This is a genomic window from Methylobacterium hispanicum, assembly GCF_022179285.1.
Taxonomy (GTDB): domain Bacteria; phylum Pseudomonadota; class Alphaproteobacteria; order Rhizobiales; family Beijerinckiaceae; genus Methylobacterium; species Methylobacterium hispanicum.
In genome coordinates, this window is the sequence record NZ_BPQO01000034.1 from 43,653 (window position 1) to 66,268 (window position 22,616).

19 protein-coding genes are annotated in these 22,616 nt (G+C 72.7%); 14 read left to right on the forward strand and 5 right to left on the reverse strand.

Going from position 1 to position 22,616, the window contains the following annotated elements; translation table 11 throughout:
- The first annotated feature begins 14 nt into the window (after window positions 1-14).
- Together MFF56_RS27435 and MFF56_RS27440 are read left to right on the forward strand one after the other, a co-directional pair.
- Window positions 15-284 (forward strand): hypothetical protein, encoded by a 270-nt coding sequence (locus MFF56_RS27435; RefSeq protein ID WP_066927216.1) that lies wholly within the window; start codon window positions 15-17, stop codon window positions 282-284.
- A gap of 348 nt (window positions 285-632) precedes the next feature.
- Complete coding sequence (locus MFF56_RS27440) at window positions 633-896, forward strand: heavy-metal-associated domain-containing protein (protein ID WP_082773351.1); 264 nt, start codon at window positions 633-635, stop codon at window positions 894-896.
- 135 nt (window positions 897-1,031) lie between these two features.
- Here MFF56_RS27440 and MFF56_RS27445 read toward each other — a convergent pair whose 3' ends face one another.
- Complete coding sequence (locus MFF56_RS27445; RefSeq protein ID WP_156454009.1) at window positions 1,032-1,286, reverse strand: hypothetical protein; 255 nt, start codon at window positions 1,284-1,286, stop codon at window positions 1,032-1,034.
- Window positions 1,287-1,502: 216 nt separating this feature from the next.
- Between MFF56_RS27445 and MFF56_RS27450 the strand changes: the two genes are divergently transcribed.
- The 12 genes from MFF56_RS27450 (at window position 1,503) to MFF56_RS32180 (ending at window position 16,455) form a co-directional block, all read left to right on the forward strand.
- On the forward strand, window positions 1,503-1,994 hold the full coding sequence (locus MFF56_RS27450) for a hypothetical protein (RefSeq protein ID WP_156454008.1): 492 nt from the start codon (window positions 1,503-1,505) through the stop codon (window positions 1,992-1,994).
- Window positions 1,995-2,612: 618 nt separating this feature from the next.
- The gene (locus MFF56_RS27455; protein ID WP_066927213.1) at window positions 2,613-3,899 is read left to right on the forward strand and encodes a type II restriction enzyme NmeDI-related protein; all 1,287 of its coding nucleotides are present in this window, start codon (window positions 2,613-2,615) and stop codon (window positions 3,897-3,899) included.
- 380 nt (window positions 3,900-4,279) lie between these two features.
- Window positions 4,280-5,731 carry a calcium-binding protein gene (locus MFF56_RS27460; RefSeq protein ID WP_238231832.1) on the forward strand — a complete coding sequence of 484 codons (1,452 nt, stop codon included), beginning with the start codon at window positions 4,280-4,282 and terminating at the stop codon, window positions 5,729-5,731.
- 121 nt (window positions 5,732-5,852) lie between these two features.
- On the forward strand, window positions 5,853-7,697 hold the full coding sequence (locus tag MFF56_RS27465; protein WP_066919349.1) for a type I secretion system permease/ATPase: 1,845 nt from the start codon (window positions 5,853-5,855) through the stop codon (window positions 7,695-7,697).
- Window positions 7,694-9,007 (forward strand): HlyD family type I secretion periplasmic adaptor subunit, encoded by a 1,314-nt coding sequence (locus MFF56_RS27470; RefSeq protein ID WP_012454426.1) that lies wholly within the window; start codon window positions 7,694-7,696, stop codon window positions 9,005-9,007. The genes MFF56_RS27465 and MFF56_RS27470 overlap by 4 nt, the downstream gene beginning before the upstream one ends.
- A 113-nt stretch (window positions 9,008-9,120) precedes the next feature.
- The gene (locus MFF56_RS27475) at window positions 9,121-9,459 is read left to right on the forward strand and encodes an NADH-quinone oxidoreductase subunit A (protein WP_012454427.1); all 339 of its coding nucleotides are present in this window, start codon (window positions 9,121-9,123) and stop codon (window positions 9,457-9,459) included.
- 17 nt (window positions 9,460-9,476) lie between these two features.
- Window positions 9,477-10,355 carry a complex I subunit 1 family protein gene (locus MFF56_RS27480; RefSeq protein WP_238231834.1) on the forward strand — a complete coding sequence of 293 codons (879 nt, stop codon included), beginning with the start codon at window positions 9,477-9,479 and terminating at the stop codon, window positions 10,353-10,355.
- Window positions 10,352-11,359, forward strand: a complete 1,008-nt coding sequence (locus tag MFF56_RS27485) for an NADH-quinone oxidoreductase subunit J family protein (protein WP_066919343.1) — start codon at window positions 10,352-10,354, stop codon at window positions 11,357-11,359. Before MFF56_RS27480 ends, MFF56_RS27485 begins: the two co-directional genes overlap by 4 nt.
- On the forward strand, window positions 11,356-11,667 hold the full coding sequence (nuoK, locus tag MFF56_RS27490; RefSeq protein ID WP_012454430.1) for an NADH-quinone oxidoreductase subunit NuoK: 312 nt from the start codon (window positions 11,356-11,358) through the stop codon (window positions 11,665-11,667). The genes MFF56_RS27485 and nuoK overlap by 4 nt, the downstream gene beginning before the upstream one ends.
- A complete protein-coding gene (locus MFF56_RS27495; RefSeq protein WP_238231836.1) occupies window positions 11,664-13,511 on the forward strand; it encodes an NADH-quinone oxidoreductase subunit 5 family protein in 1,848 nt (615 codons plus the stop codon). The genes nuoK and MFF56_RS27495 overlap by 4 nt, the downstream gene beginning before the upstream one ends.
- Window positions 13,512-13,525: 14 nt before the next feature.
- Window positions 13,526-15,004 carry a complex I subunit 4 family protein gene (locus tag MFF56_RS27500; RefSeq protein WP_183667267.1) on the forward strand — a complete coding sequence of 493 codons (1,479 nt, stop codon included), beginning with the start codon at window positions 13,526-13,528 and terminating at the stop codon, window positions 15,002-15,004.
- On the forward strand, window positions 15,001-16,455 hold the full coding sequence (locus tag MFF56_RS32180; RefSeq protein WP_156454034.1) for an NADH-quinone oxidoreductase subunit N: 1,455 nt from the start codon (window positions 15,001-15,003) through the stop codon (window positions 16,453-16,455). Before MFF56_RS27500 ends, MFF56_RS32180 begins: the two co-directional genes overlap by 4 nt.
- A gap of 116 nt (window positions 16,456-16,571) precedes the next feature.
- Here the strand turns inward: MFF56_RS32180 and MFF56_RS27510 are convergent, their stop codons facing one another.
- From MFF56_RS27510 to MFF56_RS27525, 4 genes are all read right to left on the reverse strand, one after another.
- Window positions 16,572-17,861 carry an ABC transporter ATP-binding protein gene (locus tag MFF56_RS27510; RefSeq protein ID WP_183667266.1) on the reverse strand — a complete coding sequence of 430 codons (1,290 nt, stop codon included), beginning with the start codon at window positions 17,859-17,861 and terminating at the stop codon, window positions 16,572-16,574.
- Between the two features lie 275 nt (window positions 17,862-18,136).
- Window positions 18,137-18,952 carry an aminoglycoside adenylyltransferase domain-containing protein gene (locus MFF56_RS27515; RefSeq protein ID WP_096487849.1) on the reverse strand — a complete coding sequence of 272 codons (816 nt, stop codon included), beginning with the start codon at window positions 18,950-18,952 and terminating at the stop codon, window positions 18,137-18,139.
- A 134-nt stretch (window positions 18,953-19,086) separates the two neighbouring features.
- Window positions 19,087-21,447 (reverse strand): heavy metal translocating P-type ATPase, encoded by a 2,361-nt coding sequence (locus MFF56_RS27520; RefSeq protein ID WP_066921447.1) that lies wholly within the window; start codon window positions 21,445-21,447, stop codon window positions 19,087-19,089.
- A gap of 106 nt (window positions 21,448-21,553) precedes the next feature.
- Window positions 21,554-22,087 carry a lytic transglycosylase domain-containing protein gene (locus MFF56_RS27525; RefSeq protein ID WP_238231838.1) on the reverse strand — a complete coding sequence of 178 codons (534 nt, stop codon included), beginning with the start codon at window positions 22,085-22,087 and terminating at the stop codon, window positions 21,554-21,556.
- Window positions 22,088-22,616 lie beyond the last annotated feature (529 nt).

Here is a 22,616-nt window from a genome sequence, read left to right on the forward strand (position 1 = left end):
GACGGAGAACATCGATGCGTCAGCTGTCCCTCGCGCTCGCCGGCCTGCTCGCCGCGGCGCTTCCCGGCGCCGCCTCCGCGCAGGTGCCCGCCAGGCCCGGCGTGCCGGGATCCGCCGAGCCCGTGGTCACGCGCACGCCGGGCACGACCGGCAACGACCGGAACGTGGTGGTCGCCCCCGGTCCGACCGGGGCATCCACCCTCCAGACCGACTCGGCAGCGGCTGGCAACGCCGGCCAGCCGGCGCGCGCCGTCCCGCAGGGCAGCGGCGGCGGCAGTCGCTGAACGGGGCATTCCGCCCCCTGCCGGGCCTGCCTCGTCAGGATCGCCGCCGCGCAACGGGGTTCCCGAAGCGGGGCAGGCCCGCGGGGAGCGGTCGTCCGGGGCGACGCGCGACCGGGGCGGGCACGCCAATCCGGCCAGTGCGGTGCGCCTCGGTACCCGCGCCGGATCCGTGCTCGATGGTGGCGCAACCCGAGGAAGGGTCGACGCCTCGCACCGCCCGCTTGAGCGGCCGCCGCGCTCGCCGGCTGACTGAGGTCGGCGCATCGGCTGCGAACGCTCCGGGCGGCCCTTGACCTTCCAACGATGGGAAGCCCCATTTGGGCGGGGTCCTCAAGAAGGAGACCCTGAATGTGTTGCTGCACGAACAACTCCGTCGCCACGCCGTTCCCGGCACGCCGGCCCCAACCCGACACGGTGGTTCTTCGGGTCGAGGACATGACGTGCGGCCACTGCGTGCGAGCGGTGACGGCCGCCATCGTGCGAGACCTGCCCGGCACGCGAGTGACCGTCGACCTAGGAAGCAAGACACTCACCGTCGGCGGGACGGAAGACGCGGCCGCCGTGGCACGGGCGGTTGCGTCCGCCGGCTATACCCCTTCACCGGCGGCATGACGCCGCGGTCCCGGTGCGAAGGCCGGACAGTGGGATGCGATGTCGTTCCGCACCGGGACCGTTACCCTGCGACGGCCCATCAGCCTTCCAGCCAGGCGGTCGCCAAGCCCGGCTCGCCACGGGTGGTGGGTCATCTTAAATTCGTTCCCCCTCGTCGCCGGAAGCCAGCGTCCTGCCGCGATCAGGTTTGACCGTGAAGACGCCCGCGCCCATCCGGGAAGAATGGGGAACACTCAGCCGCTGCGGAAGGCGAAGGGGACGCACCGTGTCCGGCACCGTCTTCGCCGACCAGTTCTGGTCGGCGGGCTCGGCCACGCCGCCCAACTCTGCCGTCTGCCCTGCAATGCCGCCATCGAGGCGCGCGTCCCCTTCGCCCACGCCTTTGCCCACTGCCTCTCCGTGAGGTTAGGCGGATGGAAAGGGCCCTACCCCGGCGCCTGAGACGTCGCCCAGGTTCCTGCACGTACCAACTGCCGTCGGCCCGAGCCGGAGCTGACCCGGCCGTGCGAGCGCCTCCCGGTCCTGCGCTCCTTCCCGTACTCCATGCTCAACAATGCCGTCGCCGAGGGCTGCCGCGCCAGGGTCCAGTGCGTGCGGGACCGCGTCATGACCAGGGAGGCGGGCAGGCCGCTGCCGAAGCTGCGCTTCCGCGGCACCGACGACTGGTCGGTCACGACAGACAACTTCTGGCTGCTCCGCGTCGGCACCGATCATGCCCATCGGCCAGCCAAGGCCGAACACGCGTGCACGGTGACCACGGAGCGCAACCGGGCGCGCAGGGCCCGCAGGATGGCTGCCCGCGAGACCTCGTGGGCTGACGAACGCGAGCGGGCGACGGTGCTCAGGCTGGCGGAGCGCGGTGCCAACCGCTTGCTCACCCGCGCCCGGCAAAACGCGGCCCTGCTCATGCGCGACGTGCCTGTGCTGGTCGCCACCGACCCCACGCGCATGGTGCCGCCGCTGCTGCGGCTGGACGGCCCGGCCGAGCGCCGCGCCCGCCGCGAGGCGGGACTGCCGGTGCCCGCCCTGCGCGGGATGCGCCGCGAGGAGCGCCGAGCGAGGGCCATTCGGCGCAACACCTGCGCGCCACCCGTTTAGCCCTGCTCATCGACCTGCTAGCGGCGGCAGCGGATAGGATTGGCGCGATCCTCGTCATGCCCGGCCGCCGGGACACGACGGCGGGCTGCTCGGCCTGCACGAGGGTGGAGCGAAAGCCGCGGGGCGAGCGTTGGCACTGCTGCACGTGTGGTCCTGTCCTGCGGCGAGACCAGGCCTCCTCCGTCGAGACGCCCGGGTCAATTCAAACCGACTCGCCACTTCGCCACGCGCGAGTTGGCTGCGGGCGGTGCCGGGCTCCCCGGGCGAGCCGCGCGCCTGCGCACGTGCCTCGCCGGGACCTCCCGGGACCTCACAACGATGGCGATACCGCGGGACCGGAGATCGTCGCCCTGATGACGATCAAGGCTTCCTGGCAGCGCCTGCGCACGGCGACCCGGCACCGGGGCCGTGGCCGGTGCACGCGCAAGGCCCGCAGCCCGGTCCGGCTGACCGGCCGCCGTGGTCCGAACGACGGCCAGGCCGTTGCGCCGTTGCGACACCGCCGCCGCGATCTCGGCGGCGCCGGAACGACTCGGAGTTGACCTAGTGGCGTCGGATACCGGGCCGGGGCATGCTCCGCGGCGGAAGCCTGGCTCGGGTCTAGGAGGGGGGACGGACGTGGACGAAGCCTGGGTCGGCAAGCTCCTCCGGCACTGGCGCGAGGATGCCGGCGCTTCCTACAGGACGTGGTTCCTGTGGGAGGAGCGTATCAAGAACTTCCGCTCGATCCGGCGCGGCATCCAGGCCGTCGTCGAGGAGATCCGGACCGGCGCCTTCGGCAATGCGTACCGAGGCTCCTCGCTGGAGACGGTTGTCCACTCCATCGCGGAGCAACGCCAGGTCTTCAAGGGCGCCGACCACGCCTTCCTCTGGAAGCCGAAGCTGCGCATCCCGGATATCTACGAGAACCGCGACAACCAGCTCGCCTTCGGCCGGTTCCTCGACACGTGCCTGTGTTGCAACGCCGAGGCGCATGTCCTGTCGGCGGTCCAGGCACTCGACCGGGCGCGCATCAAGGGCCTGGGCCCCGCGGCCGCGAACCTGCTCTACTTCCTGCACCCGACCTGGATGCCACCGTTCAACACCGCCATCGTGAAGGGGTACAACGCCCTCGCCGGCGCCAACGTGAAGCTCGGCAGGTGGGACGAATACCTCGCCATGCGCCGGGGCATCCTCGCCCTCAACGACGCCCACCGGTCGCTTCTCTCGAACGACCTCGGCGCGGCCGCCGGCTTCCTGTTCGACGTCGGCTCCGGCCGTTACCCGCTGCCGGAACGCGACACGGCGGGGGCGCTGGAGCGCTGGCGCGAGGACCTCGGCCGCGTCCGGGCGGAGGCCGCCGGCGCCTCGAAGGCCGTCGAGGCCGCCCGGGACGCCGACCACACACACACCGAGATCCAGGGCTGGCTGCGGGATCTCGGCCTCGCGCTCGGCTTCGGCGTCTGGATAGCCGCGAACGACGCGAGCCGGTCCTACGCCGGCGGCCGGCTATCGGACGGATGCCTGGAGCGCCTGCCTGCACGGCTGACCGCGAACGGCTCGGCCGAAACGGTCCGCCTGATCGACGTGATCTGGCTCGACGGGGCGAGCGGCGACGTCGCGGCGGCCTTCGAGGTCGAGCACACGACGAGCATCTACTCCGGCATCGTGCGCATGCTCGACCTCGCGCTGGGCATCGAGGGTGGAACCGGCCGCAACTTCTTCCTCGTGGCCCCGGACAGTCGCGAGGGCGACGTCAGGGCGCAATTCGCCCGTCCGGCCTTCTCCCGGGTGGGCGAGCTGGACTTGCGCTACCTTCCCTACAGCGAGCTCCGCGACCACCGCGCGAGCATCGCGCGCTTCGGCAGCGGCCTGAAGGGCGTGCTGGCCATCGCGCGTCCCGTGACCGCGCGCCTCCGGCCGTAGGCGGGGTCCCGAGGCCGCGCCGCTCCTCTCGCTGAGCGAGGCCTGCGAACGTCGCCGGCCGAGCGCCGACGACAAGTTCGCCCGCCGTCGCGGACCCGCAGGACGCGGCACGATCCACATCGGAAGCGTCCCGGACCGGCGCAACAAACCCTCCCACGGTATCCGATGCGACGCAGTCGTCCCGGCCCGAGCCTCGAAGGTTCCGTCGCCGACCCTGCGCACCCGGTCGCGTCAAACGGCCCCAGATGGAGGAAAAGCGGGAAACAATGCGGCAAATGCCGGAGTTCTAGCGAGGTGTACCCTGCAGGGGTATGTCCGGTTAGTACCACACGCCGGCGGGTTGCACGCAAGCTCCCTCGAACAGCGCAAGGACCCGGCAGATGACGCACAATCGGCAGCATCAGAGCTCCCACGACGAACCTGCCAGCCAGCTGAGCTTCGGCGACCACAGGCTGTACATCGGCGGGTCCGGCCTCGACGCCTATCCCGGGACGGGCGCGATGGACACCGCCTTCGGCCGGGGCGCCGCCGACTACCTGGCGGGCCGCGGCGAGAACGACGACCTGCTCGGGGGCAACGGTCGCGACGTCCTGGTCGGCGATGGTGGCATGGACCACCTCGATGGCGGCAGGGGCGCCGACGTGCTCATCGGCGGCGACGCGGCCGACGGACTCCGCGGTGAGGACGGGCGCGACTACCTCGACGAAGGGGTCGGCCACGGCGACCTTGAGGGCGGCGCCGGCGATGACATCCTGATAGGCGGGCCCGGCGGCGACGCCTTCGTCATCAGCCCCGACAGCGGCGACGACGTGATCCAGGACTTCCAGGGCGGCCCCGGCATGTTCGACCACCTGGCCGTCCGCGGCCTGAACGCCGAGGACCTTCGCTTCGAGGACACCGACGCCGGCGTGCGGATCAGCTGGGATGTGGGCGAGGGGGGGTCGGTCCTCCTGGCCAGGTTCGAGAAGTCGCAGCTCGCCCAGGACGACTTCATGTTCACCGACGATCGCCAGGTCATCCGTCCGACCGGCGCCGACGCCGAGACCGTCACGGCCGACAAGTTCATCAAGGACGAGGGCGGCAACCTCTCCGCCCCCGACGCGGGCAGCGCGACGACCGCCGAGGATGCCTTCCGCTTCGACGAGTTCAACGTGAAGGTCGGCACGGCGGGCCGGGACGCCTTCGAGGGTACGGCCGACCGCGACTTCTACTATGGCCAGGATGGCGCCGACCATCTTTCCGGCGGCGCGGGGGACGATGACCTGTCCGGCGACGCCGGACGCGACGTCCTCGACGGCGGAGAGGGGCAGGACCACCTCATGGGGGGCCGCGGCGCCGATCAGCTCTACGGTGGGGACCAGGCCGACAACCTGATGGGCGAGAACGGCAACGACGTGCTCTACGCCGGGGCCGGCCACGACATGCTCGACGGCGGCCGGGGCGACGACGTGCTGAACGGGGGCGACGGCGCCGACGCCTTCATCGTCGGTCCGGACACCGGCAACGACATCGTTTCCGGCGGCTTCGACGCCGGTCCGGGCGCGTTCGACCATATCGCCTTCCGCGACATCACGCCGGACGAGGTCACGGTCGCCGACGTCTCGGGCGGGGTGCGCGTCAGCTGGACGACGACGGAGGGCGACGGCTCGATCCTGCTCCAGGGGCTGAAGACGAGCGATCTCGCGCAGGACGACTTCATGTGGAATGCCGACGACGGGACGAGAGGCTCCTTCATCGACGACCCGGCCATCACGGGCGAGGGCTCCAGGCTGATCTTCCAGGAGACCGCGACGGCGTCCGCCAGCCCGGAGCACGACTACATGCTCGCCTGAGCGGGTGCGGCCCCGCGCTCATGCGTGGGGCCGCGCGGCCGGGTGCTTCGCGCTGCCCGGCCCGCACCTGGAAGGCCGCCCGGCCATCCCGCGCCAGCCCCCTCGCATGAGGCAGAACGACATGCAGCCAACCGCGCTCGCGAACAACGCCGTGGCGGCCAACGATGACGAACCGTCTTCCACGACGGCCGAGGTGCGTCCCGGCATCGGGGGCGCGCTCCTCGGCGTCGGCTTGCTGAGCGCCCTGGTGAACCTGCTCTATCTCACCGGCTCGCTGTTCATGCTGGAGGTGTACGACCGGGTGCTGCCGAGCCGCAGCGTGCCCACGCTGCTCGGGCTCGCCGCCATCGTTCTCGTCCTCTACGGCTTCCAGGGCCTATTCGACGTGCTGCGCAACCGCCTCCTCGTCCGGATCGGCGCGTCCGTGGACCGGGCGTTCGGGCGCCGCACCTACGACGCCGTGGTGCAGGCCCCGCTCGTCGCCTCGCGTCACGGCGACGGACTGCAGCCGCTGCGCGACCTCGACCAGGTTCGCACCTTCCTGTCGAGCCCGGGGCCGGCCGCCCTGTTCGACCTGCCCTGGATCCCCCTCTACCTGCTGCTCTGCTTCGCCTTCCACCCCTGGATCGGCGCGGCGGTGCTGGGGGGTGCGCTGCTTCTCGTCTCCATCACCCTCGTCACGGACCTCCTGACCCGCCGTCCGTCGCGGGCAGCGGCCGCAGCGGCCGGACAGCGCTACACCCTGGCAGAGGCCGGCCGGCGCAATGCCGAGGTTCTGCGGGCAATGGGTATGGCCCCGCGCACGGGCGACATCTGGGCCGAGGCGAGCGAGCGCAACCTCGTGGCCCAGCGGCGCATATCGGACGTCGCCGGCGGGTTCGGGGCCCTGGCCAAGGTGCTGCGCCTTACCCTGCAATCCCTGGTGCTCGGCGTCGGCGCCTACCTCGTGATCGCGGGCGAGGCGACGGGCGGCATCATGATCGCGAGCTCGATCCTGGTCGCCCGGGCCCTGGCCCCGGTGGAGCTGGCGGTGGCGCACTGGAAATCGCTCGTGGCGGCCCGACAGGGCTGGGGGCGCCTCAAGGCCTTCCTCGCCTCGTTCCCGAGCGAGCGGTTGAGCGTCGCCCTGCCGCCCCCCTGCGAGAGCGTCCGGGTCGAGGCCGTGACGGTCACGGCCCCCGGGCTCGAACATGCCCTCGTCGAAGACGCCACCTTCTCGCTGCGGGCCGGCGAGGGGCTCGGCGTCATCGGTGCCAGCGGCTCCGGCAAGTCCTCGCTCATCCGTGCCCTGGTCGGGATCTGGGCGCCGCTCCGCGGCTGCGTCCGGCTCGACGGCGCCACCCTCGACCAGTGGCCGCCGGAGGTGCTGGGCCGGCACATCGGCTACCTGCCGCAGGACGTCGAACTCTTCGCCGGCACGGTGGCGCAGAACATCGCGCGCTTCGACCCGGACGCGCCCTCCGAGGCCATCGTCGCCGCCGCACGCGCCGCCGGCGTCCACGACCTCGTGTGCTCCTTGCCGAGGGGCTACGACACGCCCATCGGCGAAGGCGGGGCCGCCCTGTCGGGAGGGCAGCGCCAGCGCATCGCGCTGGCGCGCGCCCTCTACGGCGAGCCGTTCGTCGTCGTCCTCGACGAGCCGAACTCCAACCTCGACGCGGAGGGCGAGGACGCCCTGAACCGCGCGATTCGGGACGTGCGCGCCCGCGGCGGCACCGTGATCATCGTAGCCCACCGCCCGAGCGCCCTCGCGGCGGTCAATCGCGTGCTGTTCATGGCGGACGGCCGGGTCCGCGCCTTCGGGCCCAAGGATGAGGTCCTGTCCGCCCTGAAGCGCCCGGCCGCGGCCGCGAGCGCCCGGCTGCCTCGGGTCGAGGGCAAGGAGCGCCCGCCATCCGAGAGACCGGTGCCGCTGCGCGTGGTCGCCGACGCCGAAGGGGCCCTGTCAGAAGGAGCGCGGGCATGAGCGCGCAGCGCCCTTGGGACATCCGCCGCTCCGTCCGGCGCCACCTCGTCCTGAGCCTGGCGGCCGCCGCCCTGCTCACCGTCGGCCTCGGGGGGTGGGCGGCCACCACCGAGCTCGCCGGCGCTGTCGTGGCACCGGGGACGCTCGTCGTCGATTCCTTCGTCAAGAAGGTGCAGCACCCCACCGGAGGCGTGGTGGGCGAGTTGCGGGTCCGGGACGGCGACCTCGTGCGCGCCGGCCAGGTCGTCATGCGGCTGGACGAGACCGTGACCCGCGCCAACCTCGCCGTCGTCGACAAGAGCCTGGCCGAGCTGACCGCGCGCCAGGGCCGCCTGGAGGCGGAACGCGACGGCGCCCCCCGGGTCTCGTTCGCGGCCGTCCTCCGGGGCCGCGCCCAAGGCGACCCGGAGGCGGGGAGGGTGATGGCAGGCGAGACCCGGCTGTTCGAGCTGCGCCGGGACGCCCGCGCGGGCCAGAAGGCGCAGCTGAAGGAGAGGACCGGCCAGCTCCGGGAGGAGATCCAGGGCCTGACGGGCCAGATCGCCGGCAAGCGGCGCGAGACCGAGTTGATCAACCGCGAGCTCGAAGGCGTGCGCGACCTCTGGCGCAAGAACCTGGTCCCCATCCAGCGCGTGACCGCCCTGGAGCGCGACGCCGCCCGCCTGGAGGGCGAGCACGGGCAGCTCGTCGCCTCCGTCGCGCAGGCGAAGGGAAAGATCTCCGAAACCGAGCTCCAGGTGATCCAGGTCGACCAGGACCTGCGCAGCGAGGTGGCGAAGGAGTTGAGCGAGGTGCAGGGCAAGATCGCCGAGCTCGTCGAGAAGCGGGTCGCGGCCGAGGACCAGCTCAAGCGCATCGACATCCGGGCCCCGCAGGACGGCATGGTCCATCAACTCGCCGTCCACACCATCGGCGGGGTGGTCAGCCCGGGCGAACCCATCATGCTGATCGTCCCGAGGGCGGACACGCTCGTGATCGAGGCGAAGGTCGCCCCGAAGGACATCGACCAGGTCCGGCTCGGACAAAAGGCCGTGCTGCGCCTGACCGCGTTCAACCAGCGGACCACCCCGGAGATCGAGGGCACGGTCAGCCTCGTCGCCGCCGACCAGATCACGGACGAGAAGACGGGCACGAGCTTCTTCAAGGTCCACGTCAAGCCGGAACCGGACCACGTCGCGCGGCTCAAGGGGATCAAGCTCGTGCCGGGCATGCCGGCCGAGGTTTTCATCCAGACGGGCGAGCGGACGGTGCTCTCCTACCTGACGAAGCCCCTCAACGATCAGGTCCGGCGGGCGTTCAAGGAAGATTGAGGAAGGCCGGGGCGTATCCCGCCGTCGCGACATCGGTTCCAGGCGCAGGGGCGGTGCGGTCCCGTGGCCCGGGCCTGGCGAGCGAAGCCCGTCGAGGGAGGGGAGGAGCAAGGATGGAACCGCTGCCGGGGTCGACCGTGAGCGACTACGCGTTCGTGGCGCTGGTGCTGCTGATGACCGCCGGCCTCGCGCTGCTGGCCGCGGCGGCATTCGCGCGGGTCCCGAGGCGGACGAGCCGTGCACCCCAGGCCTGGGCGCAGTTCCGCTTCGGTTACGCCGTATACGCGCTGATCTTCCTCGCCTTCGATATGGAGATGATCTTCATGTATCCCTGGGCGGTCGTCTTCGCCGATATCGGCGTGACCGCGTTCCTGGACATGCTGGTGTTCATCGCGCTCCTCTCGGCGGGCATCGCCTACGCCTGGGGCATGGGCGGCCTGCGATGGGAGTAGTGGCGAGCGCCGCGGCGGTGCTGGCTGCGCTCCTCGGAGGCGCCGCCCTGACCCTTGCGGTCGAGCGCCTCTTCTCGCGGCGGGGCCTGGAGGCCGGGCCGGCGCGCGACGTCGACCTCAGGCGCGGCCTGGACCTGCCCAACGCCGACCGCTGGCTGCTGCCGGCCGGGCCGGCGGTGGCGCTTGGCGGGGTCGCGCTTGCCATGGTGGTCATCCCGTTCGGGCCGGGTCTGATCGGCCGGGATCTCGGCGTCGGCCTCTTCTACGTCATCGTCGTCGTCGACTTCGTCGTACTTGGCCTGGCGCTCGCCGGCTGGGGCGCGAACACGCCCGACGCCGTGGAGGCCTGCTACCGCATCGTGGCCCAACTCGTCGCCTACGTGGTGCCGCTCGGCCTGGCCTATGTCGGCGTGGTCATGATGGCACGCTCCTTGTCGACGGTCGCCGTCGTCGAGGCGCAGCGAGACCTGTGGTTCGTCGTCCTGCAGCCCACGGGCTTCCTCCTCTACCTCGTCACGGGGCTGATGCAGTCCTACCGCGCCCCGTTCCTGGAGCCGTTCGCCGGATCCATCGGCGGCGGCGTGCTCGGCGCGGCCGGGGGCTGGTCCGGCCTCCTGTGGCGGGTCGCCCTCGCCGGCGTGCTCCTCGTCGTCGCGGCGGTCGGGGCGGTGCTCTACCTCGGGGGGCCGTCCGGGCCGTGGCTGCCGGGCTGGGCCTGGATGCTGGCCAAGACCTACGCCCTGATGGCGCTGATGCTGGGGCTCGGACGCTGCGTCCGGCCGTTCTCGACGGCCGGGATGCTGGCGCTGTCCTGGAAGGTCCTGATCCCGGCGGGTCTCGTCAACGTGCTCCTCGTCGGCGGCCTGATCCTTCTCGGCGTGGGACCACGGGCATGACCGCCGCCTTCGAGCTCACCGCCTTTTTGGTCTGCGCCTTCGTCGCGGTCGCGGGCGCGCTCGGCATGACCACGACCATGAGCATGTTCCGCTCGGGCATCTTCCTGATGGCCTCCTTCATCGGGGTCGCCGGCCTGTTCATCCTGCTGTCCGCCGACCTGATCGGGCTGCTCCAGGTCATGATGTACATCGGCGGCTTCCTCGTCATGATCCTGTTCATGGTGCTGGTCATGCACGACCCGGGCGGGGCGATGATGGCTGGCATGGACATGGCCCCGCTGGAGCGCTGGTTCAGCAAGGGGCTCGTCCCGCGCCAGCCCGCGGAGGTCGGGCAGGACGGCCACCGGCAGGGCGAAGCCGGCGACCAAGCCGCCGCCACCGGACACCACGAGGGCCACTCCGGCGGCCACCGGCCCCGGCACGGCGGCGCGGCGAGCGGCGACCACGCCCACGCGCACGACGGGGCGGCGAAAGCCATGCCGCACGAGGCCCAGGGCGGGCACGGCGAGCGCGCGGCCCACCAACACGGACAGGCTTCCCACGGGCACGACCACGCGCACGGGGGCGGTCATGGCGGCATGGACATGGGTGGCATGGACATGTCGATGGTGACGCCCGTGCGCCCCGTCGCGGCCTGGCTCGCCCTCTGCGTCGGGGCCGTGCTCGTCGGGATGCTGGTCTTGCGGCCGGCCTGGCCGGCGATGCCCGAGGCGGTGCCGGACGCGGACTCGGCACGCCGGGTCGGGCATCTCCTCATGGAGAAGTACATGGTCGCCTTCGAGGGCGCCGGCTTCCTGATCCTGATCGGCATCTTCGGCGCCGTGCTGCTCGCCCGGCCCTCGGCCTACCCGGACGACGCCTCGCGCGCCGCCAAGGTCGCTGTCGACGCCAAGCCCGAGCCGATCCGGAACGACCGCCTCGCGCCGCTCGCGACCCCGGATCGGGTGGCGGAGCGCCCGGACGAGCAAGAGGCCCACCACCGGAACGGGGGACATATCGGATGACGGTACCGCTGACCGCCTACCTCGTCGTCGGCGCGCTTCTGTTCGCCATCGGCCTCTACACCGTGGTCGCCCAGCGCTCGGCGGTCATGATCCTGATGGGCGTCGAAGTGCTCCTCAACGCCATCGGCCTGAACGTCGTCGCGTTCTGGCGGTTCACCGCGCCGGGCGACTATTCCGCGCAGATCCTCGCCATCCTGGTCGTCACGGTGGGCGCCGTCGAGATGGCCATCGGGCTCGCCCTCGTCCTGCTGCTGTACCGGCAGCGCCGGACGTCCGAGGTCGACGCCTACGCCGACCTGAAGCGATGACCGTCCTGCTCGCCATCCCGCTCCTGCCGCTCCTCGCGGCCACGGCCGCCCTCGGCATCGGTCGCCGCCTGCCCTGGGGCGGCGGGGGGCTCGTCGTGGGCGCCGTCGCCCTGTCGCTCGCCAGCCTCGCGTCGTTGCCGTCCGATGCCGCCCTGTCGGCGACCTGGTTCGAGAGCGGCGGCTATCGGCTGACCGTCGGGCTCGCGGCGACGCCGCTCACGTGGTTCGTCGCGGCGGTGGTCGCGGGCGTCGCGTTCTGCGTCGGCCTCTACAGCCTCGGGTACATGGCCGGAAGGGACGACCGGCCCCGCTTCTTCGCCGAGCTCGGCCTGTTCGTCGGCGCCATGCTGGCGCTCGTGCTGTCGAACTCCCTCGCGCTCCTGTTCGCGGCCTGGGAACTGGTCGGGCTCGCCTCGTTCCTCCTGATCGGCTTCGACCATGCGGAGCCTGGCGCCGCCGAGGCCGCCGCCAAGGCGTTCCTGATGACCCGGATCGGCGACGTGGGCCTCCTGCTGGGCTGGCTCCTGGCGCTCGCCGCCGTAGGGACCACGGACGTCGACGTCCTCGTCGGTGCCGTCGAGGGGGGCCGGATCGCCCCCGGCACGGTCACCGCCACGGCGCTCCTCATGCTGGCCGGCGCGGTCGGCAAGAGCGCCCAGCTACCGCTTTCCGGCTGGCTCCCCGACGCGATGGTCGGGCCAACCCCGGTCTCGGCCCTGCTGCACTCCGCCACGATGGTGGCCGCCGGCGTGTTCCTCGTGCTGCGCCTGTACCCGGTTTTCGCGGCGTCGCCCGTCGCGCTCGACACCCTCTTCTGGATCGGGGCCGCGACGGCGCTCGCCGCCGGCCTCATCGCGACCGCCGAGGCGGACCTGAAGCGGGTGCTCGCCTGGTCCACCTGCTCGCAGCTCGGCGAAATGATGGTGGCCCTCGGCCTGGGCGGCCCGCGCGCGGCCGCCTTCCACCTCGCGGCGCACGCCGCCTTCAAATCGACCCTGTTCCTCGCCGCGGGCATCGTGCAGGAACGGGCGGGCACGCGCGCCCTCGGTCGACTCGGCGGCCTCGCTCGCGCGCTGCCGTTCGCCGGCGCCGCCTTTCTGGTCGCGGCCCTGTCGTTGGCCGGCGTGCCGCCCCTGTCCGGGTTCCTGAGCGAGGAGGCAATCCTCGCGGTCGCGTCGCGGCACGGCCCGGGGACTGGGTCCCTGGTCGTCCTGCTCGTCCTGCTCGGCGGGATTTACATCGGGCGTGCGGGGGCCGCGACCTTCCTCGGGAGGCGCCGCGGCACGGTCGGCCCGCGCAAGCCCCGCTGGGCGATGCGGACCGGCATGGGTTTGCTCGCGCTCGCCGCCGCCGGGCTCGGCTGGCTGTTGGCCGGACGGTTCGGCGCCGCTCTGCCCTTCGCCGCGCCCGAGACCGAGGCGGGGTGGCGCAGGCTCGGCGTCGCCGCCGGACTGCTCGGGCTCGGTCTCGGCGCGGCGCGGGGGTGGAGTGGCGCGCCCGCGCTCGGCGCGCTCCCCGCGCGGCTCGCCGCCGGGCTGGAAGCCGTCACCGAGGCCCCGGCGCGCCGGACGCTGTGGCTCGCCCGGACGGTCCCGGCCGTCGAGGGGGCGCTCGATGCCGGGGCCCGCGCCGTGGCCGGGTGGGCCTGGCGGTCCGCCGGGTGGGCGGGGCGGGTGGAGGAAGGGGGCTTCGGGCGCGGCGGCGACCGCCTCGCCGCCGGGCTCGCCGCCGGGGGCGAGCGGCTCCGCGCCCTGCAGGCCGGGCGCCTCTACCTCTACACGCTCGGCCTGTTCGCCTGGACCGCGGCGGCGCTCGCCGCCGGCGCCCTGATGCTGTGGCCCTGAGGGGACTGGACCCGATGCTCACCGCGACCATCCTCCTGCCGCTCCTCACGGGCCTCGCCGTGCTGGCGCTGCCACGTCACCGTCCGGACCTCGTCCGCCGCGTCGCCCTCGGCGGTTCCGTGCTGACGCTGGGCGCGGCGCTCATCCTCTGGGCCGGCTTCGATCCGGACGACGGCGGCCTGCAATGGCGGATGTCGCTCCCATGGATCCCGTCGCTCGGGGCGCGCTACGACGTCGGCGTCGGCGGCCTCTCCCTGGCGCTGATCCTGCTCACGGCCCTCCTGCTCACGGTGGTGATGGTCTACGTGCTGGGCGAGCACGACCGGGCGCACGCCCACGCCTTCCTCTTCCTCCTGCTCGCGACCGGGCTGATCGGGCTGTTCGCGGCGCAGGACCTGCTGCTGTTCTACCTGTTCTTCGAGGTCGGCCTGGTGCCGATGTACTTCATCGTCGGCATCTGGGGCGGGGAGCGGCGGCGGTACGCGGCGCTCAAGTTCTTCCTCTACACCCGCGCCGGCAGCCTCGCCATGCTGCTCGGCTTCCTCGCCCTCTACCTCGCCATGGAGCCCCACACCTTCTCGCTGCCGGCCATCGTCCAGGCGCGGCCGCTGGACCGGACCCCGCTCGCGGGCGGCCTCGTCTTCCTGGCCCTCCTCCTCGGGTTCGGGGTGAAGCTCCCGGTGGTGCCGCTGCACAACTGGTTGCCCGACGCGCATGTCGAGGCGCCGACCGAGGGCAGCGTCGTGCTGGCCGGTCTCCAGCTCAAGATGGGCGGCTACGGCATGCTCGCCGTGCTGCTGCCGACCCTGCCGGACACGGTCGCACGGTTCGGCTGGCTCCTGGTTGCCCTGGCCCTGGCATCGCTCCTCTACGGGGCCCTGGCGGCGCTGGCGCAGTCCGACATGAAGCGGCTCGTCGCCTACACCTCCGTCAACCACATGGGCTTCGTCACGCTCGGCGTCGCGGTGGCGGCGCTGGCCGGCAACGAGGGCGTGCGCCGGCTGGCGCTGAACGGCGCCGCCGTGCAGATGGTCAGCCACGGCTTCCTGACCGGCGGCATGTTCCTGCTGGTGGGCATGCTCCAGCACCGCGCCGGCACGCGGGAACTCGCCCGCTTCGGCGGCCTGATCGGCGCGATGCCGGCCTTCAGCGGGCTGTTCGGCCTGCTCGCCTTCGGCTCGCTCGGACTCCCGGGCCTGTCCGGCTTCATCGCGGAGTTCCAGGCCATCGGCGCCGCCCTGCAGCTCTCCGCCTGGGTCGCCGCGCTCGCGGTCCTCGCGCTCGTCGTGACGACCGCGGTCTACCTCCGGCTGTTGACGGGCCTGCTGATGGGTCGGGCGCCGCCCGACATGCCGGCGCTGCCGCCCCTCACGGCGGCCGAGGCGGGCGCGGCGGGGGCGCTCGCGGCACTGGCGGTCGGCATCGGCGTCCTGCCGGCCGTCCTCGTCGCGCTGCTCGACGGCACGACCGCAGCCCTGGCGCACCTTCCATGACCGGCGGGCAGGCGATGGGCGGCTGCATGGATCTCGGCGCCGTCGCGCCCGAGATGGTCCTGGCGGGGAGCGCCCTCGCGCTGGTCCCGGTTGCCGGCTGGGTCCGGGGCCGGTGGCGCCGCCTGCCCGCCGCCGTCGCGCTCCTCGCCCTGCTCGTCGCGATGGGCCTGACCGCGCCGATGCTGACGGCCCCGCCGCGCGAGGCCTTCTGCGGCACCTACGCCGTCGACCCGTTCCGGGGCTTCTACCAGTTGGTCATCGAGGCCGGCGCCCTGGTGAGCCTGCTCGCGCTCGGGTCCCACTTCCGCGGGAGCGAGCAGGAACCGCACCACCCGGTCGCGCTGCTCATGGCGACCGTGGGCGGCATGGGGCTCACGGCGGCCACGGATCTCGGCCTCATCATCCTGTTCCTGCAGATGGTGAGCTTCCCGTCCTACCTGCTCGTCCTGCTCGTGCGGAGCGACGGACCGGCCCAGGAGGCGACGCTCAAGTACTTCCTCTACGGCGCCGCCGCGCTGGCGGTGATGGCCTACGGCCTCACCTTCCTGTTCGGCCTCACCGGCAGCCTGAACCTGCGGGCCATCGGGGCGGGGCTGGCCGGCGCCGACCGGGCCTGGGTGGCGCTGGCCTTCGGCCTGGTCCTCGTCGGCTACGGCTTCGAGATGACGCTGGTGCCGTTCCACGTCTGGGCCCCGGACGTGTTCCAGGGCGGGACGGCCCCCGCCTCGGGCTTCGTCTCCGTCGTGCCGAAGGTGGCCGCCTTCGCCGGCCTCCTCCGCTTCCTGCTGGCGGCGATGCCGGACGGCCTCGCCGCCTGGCCGACCGTGCTCGCGCTCCTGGCCGCCGCGACGATGACCTTCGGCAACTTGGTGGCCCTCCGCCAGGCGAGCCTGAAGCGCCTGCTGGCCTATTCGAGCATCGCCCAGGCCGGCTACGTGCTGATGGGGGTTGCGGCGGCCGGGCAGGCCCCCGAGGCCCTGCCGGCCATAGGCTATTACCTCGCGGCCTATCTCCTGATGAACCTCTCGGCGTTCGCGGTGGTCGCGCAGGTCGAGCGCATGACCGGGAGCGACGCCCTCGCCGCGATCCGCGGCCTCGGACGGCGGGCGCCGGGGCCGGCGGCGGCGCTGGCGCTTGCCCTCCTGTCGCTCGCGGGCGTCCCGCCGTTGGCGGGCTTCGCCGGCAAGGTCTTCCTGCTCGTGGCCGCCATCGAGGGCGGCTTCGCGTGGCTGGCCGTGGTGGCCGCCGCCAACATGGCGGTGGCGCTGTTCTACTACGCGGCCATCATCGCGGAGACGTACTTCAGGGATCCGGACCGTGCCGAGGGGCCGGCATCCGGCGCCGGCTACGCATGGGCACTCGGCTTGTGCACGGCAGGGACGCTGGGCCTCGGCATCGCGCCGGGCCTCGGGCGCGGGCTGGCACAGCTCGGCGCGACGCTGCTGCGGTAGGAGCGGCCGCGCCGGGTGCGTGCCGGAAGGTGAGGGTGGTGCCCGGCCATGCGGGATGGCGTCGTCGCGCGGGGCCGGACGCCTGCTCGCGAGGCTCCGGCGCTCGCCGGCTTCGCTCAGGCCGCCCGAACGGTCCGGTCGCGCGCCGACCTCTCCGTCGCGCGATCCCCAGGCCCGGCCGGCCCGAGGGCCTTGGTGACCTCCTCGAAGCGCGCGCTCGCGTCGGACCAGTCCTGGGCGAAGTCGAACAGCTCGCGCATGGCCGGGGCGATCTCCTTGTAGGCGGCCAGGGCTGCGACGAGCGCGCCGAGCGAGAGCTGACCCTGCACGACGAGGTAGCCGCCGATCGAGAAGAAGAAGAACGGGGTGAGGTTCGAGGTGTAGTTGTAGAGGCCCTTGAGGCGGCCCTTCAGGTCGTTGATCTCGATGCGCACCCCCTCAAGCTTCCGGGCCTGAAGCATCTGCCGGCTCAGGTCGGAGGGCTCGCACGCCGCGCGGCCGGCTTGTCGCGCGTCCGCGGGAGCGGTGAGGAGCGCCCCCAGCTCCCGCGTGGCATGGACCCTTTGGCGGACCTTCGCGTTCAACCGCCCCTGCAACCGCGGCAGGATAGACAGCTGGACCGGCAGCATGATCAGGGCCGCCAGCGCCAGGGCGGCGTTCTGCAGGAGGAGGAAGACGATGCTGGTCACGAGCGTGCCGCCTTGGACGAGTGGCACGACCACCAGGCTGCCGCCGAAATAGCCGATGGGCTCGACCTCCTGGACCGCGACGGCGGCCAGCGTGGCCCGCCGTTCGGGGGAGCGCTCGCCGCGCGCGCGGCGGACGATGGCGAGGCGGAGGCGGCGCACGAGGCGCTCGTTCACGCGCCCCCGGACCCGATTGACCGCGTACTTGGCGAGGCCGCTGAGCGTGAGCACGGCCAGGTAGCTGGCACACAGCGCGAACAGCAGCTCGACGCGACCCAGCTGGACGCCGAGGAAGGCCATCTTCGGGTGACCGTCGCCCGTATCGTCGGCGAGGGCGTGGTTGATGATGTGCTTGGGGATCTCAAGGAGCAGCCAGGCCGCCGGCAGCGTCAGGACGGAGAGGAGCACGAGACGGAACTGCAGCCGCGAGGTCGCACGCACGACGTAGGATTCCAGCCGCGCCGCCACTGCCGGGCGGGCGCCTGGCCGTCCCGCCGCGTCCAGGGACGCGGCGGGCGGCGGAAGCGCCGCCGTCCCGCGGGTGCGATGCCGCCGGGCGGCGGCCCAGCGCAGGCCCGACCGGATGGCGAGCCAAGCGGTCCAGGCAGGTGCCACGACGAGGACCAGGACCGTGACGAGGTCGATCCACCAGTGGGTGTGGGGGTGGTCGAGGCCCAACGTCCGATGGATCAGGTCGTGGATGATCGGCGGGGTCAGCAACGGGTACTCCTGGCGACAAGGCTCCGGCGTTTGTCCGGGCGGAAGGGCGCGGCGCGGCTTGCCGTGAGCCCGACGACCTCCGAATGGGCTTCGGAGGTCCGGCCCTGCCGGGAGCGCCCGCGGGCGCTCCCGGCAGAACGAAGGCCGATCTCGTCGGCGCCCCTCTCGCGGCCCGTCCGCAGGCCTGGCGTAACGGCCAAGCTCGGGACGGCACAGGCGGCCGCGCACCGCAGCGCGGCCGTTCCCGGCCGGGCGATGTGGGAGACCGAGCGCCCTCAGCCCGGTCCGGAACCGCCAGGACCGACGACGAGCGTTCGTGCGTCGTCCGCGACGAGGCGGACGAAAGCCAACGCGTCGCGGCCGCGCTCGCCGGGCGTCGCGTAGAGGCATTCCGCCCCCGGTTCCCTGCGGATGCGCAGGGCCTCGTCGATGATGCGATGCCACTCCGGCTGGAAGGTGATCAACCCGTACAGGCCGGCGTCGCTCTTCGAAGGCACGACCCCGGTCGCGAGGACGTAATGGAGCCGGCACATGCCGAGGACGAACCGTTCGACCCCGTTCGCCGCGAGGAGCGTCGCGTCCGCCGTATCGGGTCCGAGTCCAGCGCGCCGGCGTTCGTCGACGCTGGCCAGGGCCCACCGTTCCAGGTGGGTCGTTCCACGCCAGAGCCCGGTGCCCGCGCAGAGCGGACCGCGGATGGTGACCGCGCTGGCCCTCAGGACGCTCCAGGTGAGCGGATGCCGGTCGTGGCATCCCGACGCGAAGAATCGCCCTTGCCGGACGCAGGGGCCGTTCGGGACGGCAAGCGGGCCGGCCCGCAGGTCGTCCCAGGTCAGGTAGACGCCGTCGAGCGCCGGGGCCGGCCAGCCGCGGGCGAGGCCGGCATGAGCCTCGGCGAGGGCGGCCACCTCGCCCCGGCCCGGGCGAGCCTGGGACACCGCCACGAAATTCACGTCGCTGAGCGGGGGCCGAAAGTCGCCCATGGCGACGGAACCGACGAGGTACAAAGCCTCGACGAAGTCAGGGACGACGGTATCGACCATGGCGAGGTAGGCGCCCGTGACGCCGAGTGCGAGCGGGTGCGTGGTCATGGTCTCCACGGGCTCATGCGATTGCTCGAAGGAGGGAGGGGGGCACGGCCCAGAATTCGCCCGCGCCGGGTTTCCGCCCTACGGGTCGGGCCGGGCCCGTCGGCGGAGGGCGGCGCGCAGGCCATGGCCCTGCCTCAGCCGATCCGCGTCGTGCGGAGGCGCAGGGCGTTCCCGATCACGCTCACCGACGAGAGCGCCATGGCGGCCGCCGCGATGACTGGCGAGAGCAGGATGCCGAGGAACGGGTAGAGCAGCCCGGCGGCGACCGGCACGCCCAGCGCGTTGTAGATGAAGGCGAAGAACAGGTTCTGGCGGATGTTGCGCATCGTCGCCCGGGACAGGCGCCGGGCCCTGACGATGCCGACCAGGTCCCCGCGGAGCAGCGTCACGCCCGCGCTCTCGATGGCCACGTCGGTGCCGCCGCCCATCGCGATGCCGACATCCGCTGCGGCGAGGGCCGGCGCGTCGTTGATCCCGTCGCCGGCCATCGCCACGACCGCGCCCTGGCCCTGGAGCGTCCTGACCACCTCCGCCTTCCGGTCGGGAAGGATCTCGGCCTCGACCTCGTCGATGCCCAGCGACTTGGCGACGAACTCGGCCGTCGTCCGGCTGTCGCCGGTCAACATGACGATGCGCAAGCCTTCCCCCCGCAGCCTTCGCAGGGCCTCGAACGTGCTCGTCTTGACGGGGTCTTGGATGGCGATGACGCCGGCCGGCTTCCCGCCCACGGCGACGAGGACCGCCGTCGCGCCCCGGCTCCGCACCTCCTCGGCCCGCGCCTGGAGGAGCGTCACGTCCGTCCCCTGCTCCTCCAGGAAACGCCCGTTGCCGATGGCCACGCGCCGTCCTTCGACCGTGCCGAGCGCCCCCTTGCCGGTCGGTGCCTCGAAGTCGGACGCCACGGCGCCCGGGATGACCCGCGCTTCCGCGGCCCGGACGATGGCGAGGGCCAGGGGATGCTCGCTCGCGCGTTCGACCGCCGCGGCGAGGCGCAGCACGTCGGCGTCCGTGAAACCGGGGGCCGGGAGCACGGCGGTGACCTTGGGCTTGCCCTCGGTCAGGGTCCCCGTCTTGTCGATGACGAGCGTGTCGACCTTCTCCAACCGCTCCAGGGCCTCGGCGCTCTTGACCAGGACCCCGTCCTGGGCGCCGCGGCCGACCCCGACCATGATCGACATCGGCGTCGCCAGGCCGAGGGCGCAGGGGCAGGCGATGATGAGGACCGCCACGGCCGCGAGCAGGGCGTAGGTGAAGCGTGGCTCCGGCCCGAAGGCCATCCAGGCAACGAAGGCGAGGGCGGCGACGGAGATGACCACGGGGACGAACCAGGCCGCCGCATCGTCCACCAGTCGCTGGACCGGCGCGCGCGAGCGCTGGGCCTCGGCGACCATCGCGACGATGCGGGCCAGGGTGGTCTCGGCCCCGACACGCGTCGCGCGCATCACGAAGCCCCCGGTCGTGTTCAGGCTCCCGCCAACCACGAGGGAGCCGGGTTCCTTCGCGACGGGGATGGGCTCGCCGCTGATCATCGCCTCGTCCACGGCCGAGCGCCCCTCGACGACCTCGCCGTCGACCGGCACCTTCTCGCCGGGCCGGACGCGCAAGCGGTCCCCGACGGCCACCGCCGAGACGAGCACCTCCTCGTCGGTCCCTTCCGTCCCGAGACGCAGGGCCTTCTGTGGGGCGAGGTCGAGCAGCGCCCGGATCGCGCCCGAGGTGCGCTCGCGGGCCCCGAGTTCCAGCACCTGCCCGAGCAGCACCAGGACGGTGATGACCGCCGCGGCCTCGAAGTAGGCCGGCACCGCCCCGCCGTGGCCGCGCAGGCCTTCGGGGAAGAGCCCCGGCGCCACGGTCGCGGCGACGCTGTAGAGGTAGGCCGCGCCGGTCCCGAGGGCGATGAGGGTGAACATGTTGAGGCGGCGGTTCACCAGCGACTGCCAGCCCCGCTCGAAGAACGGCCAACCCGCCCAGAGGACGACGGGCGAGGCGAGCAGCAACTGGACCCAGTTCGAGGTTTGCAGGCCGAGGCGGTCGACGAGGCCCGTCAGATGTCCCCCCATCTCCAGGGCGAAGACGGGGAGGGTCAGGACGAGGCCGATCCAGAAGCGGCGGCTCATGTCCTTGAGCTCGGCGTTCTCGACCGGGCCGCTCGTCGGCGTGAGCGGCTCCAGCGCCATCCCGCAGATCGGGCAGCTGCCCGGTCGGTCGCGGCGGATCTCCGGGTGCATGGGGCAGGTGTAGACCGTGCCGGCAGGGGTTTCCGGCGGCCCTTTGTCAGCCGTCAGGTAGCGTGCCGGCTCGGCCACGAACTTCGCGCGGCATCCCGCCGAGCAGAAGTGGTAGGTCGCGTGGTCGTGCTCGGCGTGGTGGGGCGTAGCCGCAGGATCGACCCGCATTCCGCAGACGGGGTCCGTCGCGGCTTCCCCGGCCGCGTAGGCCGCGCCGTGGCCGCGACGGTGCCCGTGGGCATGATGCACGTGGTGACCGTGGTCCATGGGTTCAGACCTCCATGCGGCCGCCGCCGGCGGGGCGGACACGCGACTTGACGGCGGGCGGGACGGGGCTGGGACGGACGTTCAAGTGGCTTGCTCCGACAGGTTCTCAGCCGCCGCCCATGATGCGGTCGATGCGCGCCCCGATGCCGCGGACACGGGCCGCATGCTCGGCCCACAAGCGCCGCGCGATTGCCGAACGGGGATCCCGCTCCGTGAGGCGTGCCGCGGGAATCCCGCGGACGCCTTCCTGGAAGGAGGGTAAGGCGGTCCCGGCGAGCGAAGCGTCGGCCGCGGCGAGGCGGACCCGCACCCGCTGGCAGTAGGTGGCGGAGCGCGGGCTCATCCGCTCCTCGCCATGGCCGGCCCTGTACTTCATCAGCGTGCGGCAGAGATCGCCCTGCGCGAGCTTCCAAGCTTGTGCGAGGTAGGCCACGCCGAAGCGGATGTTGGTCGCGGGATCGAGGAGGGCCCCGGCGGTACCCGTGTGACCGAGCATGGCCGCGGTTGTCGGCCGGACCTGCATCAGTCCGAGCTCGCCGACCCCACCGACCGCGCCGGCATCGTACCCGCTCTCCACATACGCGACGGCATCGGCGATGGCCGGGGGCAATCCGCGCGTTTCGGCCTCGCGTGCGAGCATCCGCCGGTAGCCGGCCTGACCCGACGCCGCGTGAGCCGCATCGCCGGAGGACGACGGCGCGGCAGGGGCGGACGCGCCCGCGGGTCCATCCCCGGCAGCGACGGCCGGGGATGAAAGGAGGAGCGCCGCGCAGAGCACGAGGAGCAGCCGGGGTCGAGGACGTACGAGCGCGCCCGGCAGCCTTTGCCGCGCGCCGGCGGACGCTCCCCCGGGCGGGGACGCCGCCCTCATCATGTACGGGTGCCTCATCGCGCCTTCCGGAAGCGCGCGACCCCGAAAAGCGGCATCTCCGTCTCGGCCATCGAGCGCATGCCGGTCGAGGTCATCCGTGAGTTCCCTTTGTGGGTTAGTCCGGGGGCGGGCGGGGTTTGGTTACAGGCGGGCCCCATCACCGCCCTCCCGTGTCGCGCTTGCCGCCCATGCCGGGCATCCGGGAGTGGTCCATGCCCTCCATGCCGCCCGAGCCGGACTTCGGCGTCACGGCGCGGTTGAGCTCGCGCCAGTCCTTGGGATCGACCACGTCGTAGCG

Excerpts from the sequence above, each read along its gene's own strand:
- MFF56_RS27435 (WP_066927216.1), top strand. The coding sequence starts at position 15 with ATGCGTCAGCTGTCCCTCGCGCTCGCCGGCCTGCTCGCCGCGGCGCTT.
- MFF56_RS27440 (WP_082773351.1), top strand. The coding sequence starts at position 633 with ATGTGTTGCTGCACGAACAACTCCGTCGCCACGCCGTTCCCGGCACGC.
- MFF56_RS27450 (WP_156454008.1), top strand. The coding sequence starts at position 1,503 with ATGACCAGGGAGGCGGGCAGGCCGCTGCCGAAGCTGCGCTTCCGCGGC.
- MFF56_RS27460 (WP_238231832.1), top strand. The coding sequence starts at position 4,280 with ATGACGCACAATCGGCAGCATCAGAGCTCCCACGACGAACCTGCCAGC.
- MFF56_RS27465 (WP_066919349.1), top strand. The coding sequence starts at position 5,853 with ATGCAGCCAACCGCGCTCGCGAACAACGCCGTGGCGGCCAACGATGAC.
- MFF56_RS27470 (WP_012454426.1), top strand. The coding sequence starts at position 7,694 with ATGAGCGCGCAGCGCCCTTGGGACATCCGCCGCTCCGTCCGGCGCCAC.
- MFF56_RS27475 (WP_012454427.1), top strand. The coding sequence starts at position 9,121 with ATGGAACCGCTGCCGGGGTCGACCGTGAGCGACTACGCGTTCGTGGCG.
- MFF56_RS27485 (WP_066919343.1), top strand. The coding sequence starts at position 10,352 with ATGACCGCCGCCTTCGAGCTCACCGCCTTTTTGGTCTGCGCCTTCGTC.
- nuoK (WP_012454430.1), top strand. The coding sequence starts at position 11,356 with ATGACGGTACCGCTGACCGCCTACCTCGTCGTCGGCGCGCTTCTGTTC.
- MFF56_RS27495 (WP_238231836.1), top strand. The coding sequence starts at position 11,664 with ATGACCGTCCTGCTCGCCATCCCGCTCCTGCCGCTCCTCGCGGCCACG.
- MFF56_RS27500 (WP_183667267.1), top strand. The coding sequence starts at position 13,526 with ATGCTCACCGCGACCATCCTCCTGCCGCTCCTCACGGGCCTCGCCGTG.
- MFF56_RS32180 (WP_156454034.1), top strand. The coding sequence starts at position 15,001 with ATGACCGGCGGGCAGGCGATGGGCGGCTGCATGGATCTCGGCGCCGTC.
- MFF56_RS27515 (WP_096487849.1), bottom strand. The coding sequence starts at position 18,952 with ATGACCACGCACCCGCTCGCACTCGGCGTCACGGGCGCCTACCTCGCC.
- MFF56_RS27520 (WP_066921447.1), bottom strand. The coding sequence starts at position 21,447 with ATGGACCACGGTCACCACGTGCATCATGCCCACGGGCACCGTCGCGGC.
- MFF56_RS27525 (WP_238231838.1), bottom strand. The coding sequence starts at position 22,087 with ATGCTCGCACGCGAGGCCGAAACGCGCGGATTGCCCCCGGCCATCGCC.